This window comes from Pantoea sp. CTOTU50773 (assembly GCF_032082325.1).
Classification (GTDB): Bacteria; Pseudomonadota; Gammaproteobacteria; order Enterobacterales; family Enterobacteriaceae; genus Pantoea; species Pantoea communis.
This window is the reverse complement of record NZ_DAMDQC010000239.1, coordinates 1-4,530: the sequence shown is the minus strand read 5'-3', so window position 1 is coordinate 4,530 and position 4,530 is coordinate 1. Positions and strand designations below refer to the sequence as shown.

Genomic DNA, 4,530 nt, shown 5'->3' with positions numbered 1-4,530 from the left:
GTCCGGCGAAATCATCGCTGTTGCTGACCACCACCGGGCTAATCATTGAGCGCGCGTTGGCGTTGAGGAAGTCCAGATCCATCTCCAGAATCGGCTGACCGGCAGTGACGGTTGCCCCCTCTTCCACCAGACGTGTGAAGCCTTTTCCTTCCAGCGCCACGGTGTCCAGGCCCATGTGCACCACGATCTCAACGCCGTTAGCGGCTTCCAGACAGAACGCATGGTTGGTGTTGAAGATTTTCACCACGGTACCGGCAATCGGTGCCACCACGGTTTTGTCGGTTGGTTTGATTGCCAGACCATCGCCCACCGCTTTGCTGGCGAACGCCTCATCCGGCACCGCGTCGAGCGCGACAATCTCACCGGTCACTGGTGCCACCAGCGTAGCAATCACCGCTTTTTCAGTGTTCAGCACGGCCTGGGGTTTAGTCGCGACCGGCGCAGCGGCGGCAGGAGCGGAAGCCGCAGCAACCGGGCCTTTGCTCAATACCGTTTTCATTGCGGAGGCGATGCTTTCAGCCTGAGTGCCGACAATCACCTGTACGCTCTGCTTGTTCAAACGAATCACACCAGACGCACCCAAACGTTTCGCCACGCCTTCATTCACCTGGGCTGAGTCTTTGACGTTCAGACGCAGACGAGTAATGCAGGCATCGATGTTGGTCAGGTTGTCTGAACCGCCGATGGCGGCAATGTAACGACGTGCCAGTGATTCGGTCTGGCTTTCACCATTACCACTATGGTCGACGTTAACGTCATAACCATCAGTTTCATCACCCGCAGACAATTCGCGGCCCGGGGTCATCAGGTTGAATTTCTGAATAGTGAAACGGAACACCACATAGTAGATGGCGAAGAACACCAGACCTTGTGGAATCAGCATCCACCAATTCACCGCCAGCGGGTTACGCGTTGACAGCACCATATCCACCAAACCGGCACTGAAGCCGAAGCCTGCAATCCAGTGCATGCTCGCAGCAATAAATACCGAGATACCGGTCAATACGGCATGGATCACATACAAAACCGGTGCCACGAACATGAAGGAGAATTCCAGCGGTTCAGTGATCCCCGTGAAGAAGGCCGCGAAGGCCGCAGCCAGCATAATACCGCCGACTTTCGCGCGGTTTTCTGGACGTGCGCAGTGGAAGATAGCCAATGCTGCACCCGGCAAGCCAAACATCATGATCGGGAAGAAGCCCGCCTGATAGCGACCGGTGATGCCCGGGATACCCGTGCCATTCGCGATTGATTGTGCACCGCCAAGGAACTTAGGAATATCGTTAATGCCTGCCACGTCAAACCAGAATACGGAGTTCAGTGCGTGATGCAGACCGACCGGAATCAGCAAGCGGTTAAAGAAGGCGTACACGCCTGCGCCCACCGAGCCCATTTTCTGAATGTGCTCACCGAAGTTCACCAGGCCGCCGAAGATGATTGGCCAGATGTACATCAGGATAAACGCCACAACGATCATCAGGAATGAGACAAGGATCGGCACCAAACGGCGCCCGCTGAAGAACGACAGCGCTTTGGGCAACTCAACATGGCTAAAGCGGTTATACACTTCAGCGGAGAGAATACCGACCAGAATACCCACGAACTGGTTGTTGATCTTGCCGAAGGCAGCAGGCACCTGATCGACCGGAATCTTCTGAATCATCGCTACTGCGGCAGGTGAACAGAGTGTCGTCACCACCAGGAAGCCCACGAAGCCGGTTAACGCGGCCGCACCATCTTTATCTTTGGACATACCGTAAGCCACACCGATGGCAAACAGCACTGACATATTTTCGATAATGGCAGAACCGGACTTGATCAGCAGAGCGGCCAGCGCATTGCCTGCACCCCAACTGTCTGGATCAATCCAATACCCTACCCCCATCAAGATTGCCGCTGCCGGCAGTGTCGCTACCGGCACCATAAGCGCGCGGCCGACCTTTTGCAGATATCCTAAAATACTCACCTTTTTCTCCCCCTATGAGACTGGCGTTTTGCCGTAGCGCGGGTTGATTTTATTATCCCTACGCTCGGTACCTTGATGACATCTTTCACCACGAGGCGCAGTGTAAAGATAAATTAATTCGCCTCGCAAATTAAAACCACAGTAACTGTGACTTTAATCACCATAATGGACGTTTATCACTGCGAAATGCTAGCCACCACCACAAACTTATTTTATGATGAAAAATATCAGGTCGCACTTTTCCCTGCTGGTTGCGCTTAAACCGATTACGCTTAATGGCAGCAACCTAAACCAGCATCGGCGACAACATTTTCCTAATCTTAATTGAGGTGAAGACATGAGACTGATCCCTTTGGCCACACCGACCCAGGTGGGTAAATGGGCTGCACGCCACATTGTTAACCGCATTAATGCGTTTAAGCCTAGCGCAGAACGTCCCTTCGTGCTGGGCTTGCCAACCGGTGGTACGCCACTGGAAGCTTACAAGCACCTGATTGATATGCACAAAGCGGGCCAGGTTAGTTTCAAGCATGTGGTGACGTTCAATATGGATGAATACGTGGGCCTGCCAAAAGAGCATCCGGAAAGCTACCACAGCTTCATGTACCGCAACTTTTTCGATCACGTTGATATCCAACCAGAAAATATCAATCTTCTGAATGGCAATGCGCCAGATATTGACGCAGAATGTCGCCAGTACGAAGAGAAGATTCGCTCTTACGGTAAAATTAATCTGTTTATGGGCGGCGTGGGCAACGATGGACACATTGCCTTTAACGAGCCGGCTTCTTCACTCTCTTCCCGCACCCGCATTAAAACCCTGACGCACGATACCCGTATCGCTAACTCGCGCTTCTTTAATGGTGATGTGGATCAGGTGCCAAAATACGCCCTGACCGTAGGTGTGGGCACGTTACTGGATGCTGAAGAAGTGATGATTCTGGTGACGGGCCATCTGAAAGCGCAGGCGTTGCAGGCCGCTGTAGAAGGTAACGTTAATCACATGTGGACCATCAGCTGTCTGCAGCTGCATGCGAAATCTGTGGTGGTGTGTGACGAACCGGCCACCATGGAACTGAAAGTGAAAACCGTGAAATATTTCCGCGAAATGGAAGCGGAAAATATGAAAGGTGTGTGAGAACACGTTGTGAAAAACCTGCTGCCTTAATGCGGCAGGCTTAGCCGGGAGAGAAAAACGATGTACGCATTAGTGAACGGCCGGATTTTTACCGGTCATGAAATTCTGGACAATCATGCAGTGGTGATTGCGGATGGCCTGATTGAGCGAGTGTGCCCACGAGAGGCGCTTGACGCAACGATTGCACAGCAGGATGTGGCTGGTGCGTTTATCGCTCCCGGATTTATTGATTTACAGTTAAACGGCTGCGGCGGCGTGCAGTTCAACGATGATATCGACGCACTGAGCGTGGAAACGCTGGAAATCATGCAGCGTGCCAACGAAAAATCAGGCTGCACCAGCTATCTGCCAACGCTGATCACCAGCACCAATGCTTTGATGAAGCGTGCCATCGAAACCATGCGCGCCTATCTGGCCAAACACCCTAATCAGGCGTTAGGTCTGCACCTGGAAGGTCCATGGCTGAACAAAGCCAAAAAAGGTACCCATAATCCAGATTTGATTCGTCTGCCCGATGCGGAGATGGTCGATTTTCTTTGCGCCAACGCAGACGTGATCACCAAAGTGACGCTGGCGCCAGAAAATGCCGGTGCCGATGTGATTGGCAAGCTGCGCAATGCCGGCATTATTGTCTCTGCGGGCCATTCAAACGCCACTTACGAAGAAGCCAAAGCGGGCTTCAGTGCCGGTGTCTCTTTTGCCACTCACCTTTATAATGCCATGCCAACCTTTGCAGGGCGTGAACCTGGTCTGATCGGTGCGCTGTTTGATTCACCTGATGTATACTGCGGCATCATTGCGGATGGTTTACATGTCCACTACGCTAACGTGCGTAATGCAAAGCGCATCAAAGGTGACAAGCTGGTGTTGGTAACGGATGCGACCGCACCCGCTGGCGCGTCAATTGATAAATTCATTTTTGCAGGCAAAACAATATACTATCGCGACGGCCTTTGCGTTGACGAAAACGGTACCTTAAGCGGTTCTGCGCTCACCATGATTGAAGCGGTGCAAAACAGCGTAGAACATTGTGGTATCGCGCTGGATGAAGCTTTGCGCATGGCAACGCTCTACCCGGCCAAGGCAATGGGTGTGGAAAAACAGCTGGGTTCAGTGACAGCAGGAAAAGTCGCTAACCTCACTGTCTTTACCCGCGATTATCAAATCACTAAGACGTTAGTCAATGGAGACGACGTCCTCAGCGAGTAAGTACTGAATGACCACTGGCGGCCAGACACAAATAGGAAATGTCGATCTTGTCAAGCAACTCAACAGCGCGGCCGTTTACCGGCTGATTGACCAGCAAGGCCCTATTTCGCGCATTCAGATTGCCGAACTCAGTCAACTTGCGCCCGCCAGCGTCACCAAAATTACCCGTCAGCTCATTGAGCGCGGGCTGATCAAAGAGGTGGATCAACAGGCATCC

The 4,530-nt window shown here is 52.5% G+C and carries 4 protein-coding genes; 3 read left to right on the top strand and 1 reads right to left on the bottom strand.

Annotation, left to right across the window (positions count from 1 at the left end; all coding sequences use genetic code 11):
- Positions 1-1,960: N-acetylglucosamine-specific PTS transporter subunit IIBC (gene nagE / locus RT340_RS22035; protein WP_313377805.1), on the bottom strand; the 1,960-nt coding region annotated here is incomplete at its 3' end.
- A gap of 343 nt (positions 1,961-2,303) precedes the next feature.
- On the opposite strand from nagE, the gene nagB reads away from it, so the two are divergent.
- The 3 genes from nagB to RT340_RS22020 form a co-directional block, all read left to right on the top strand.
- Positions 2,304-3,104 carry a glucosamine-6-phosphate deaminase gene (nagB, locus tag RT340_RS22030; RefSeq protein WP_034829102.1) on the top strand — a complete coding sequence of 267 codons (801 nt, stop codon included), beginning with the start codon at positions 2,304-2,306 and terminating at the stop codon, positions 3,102-3,104.
- A gap of 60 nt (positions 3,105-3,164) precedes the next feature.
- A complete protein-coding gene (gene nagA, locus RT340_RS22025; protein WP_097117428.1) occupies positions 3,165-4,313 on the top strand; it encodes an N-acetylglucosamine-6-phosphate deacetylase in 1,149 nt (382 codons plus the stop codon).
- Positions 4,314-4,320: 7 nt separating this feature from the next.
- Positions 4,321-4,530 (top strand): MarR family transcriptional regulator (locus RT340_RS22020; protein ID WP_313377802.1); only part of this gene is annotated, 210 nt, incomplete at its 3' end.

Coding starts and splice junctions, on each gene's coding strand:
- nagB (WP_034829102.1), top strand. CDS start 2,304: ATGAGACTGATCCCTTTGGCCACACCGACCCAGGTGGGTAAATGGGCT.
- nagA (WP_097117428.1), top strand. CDS start 3,165: ATGTACGCATTAGTGAACGGCCGGATTTTTACCGGTCATGAAATTCTG.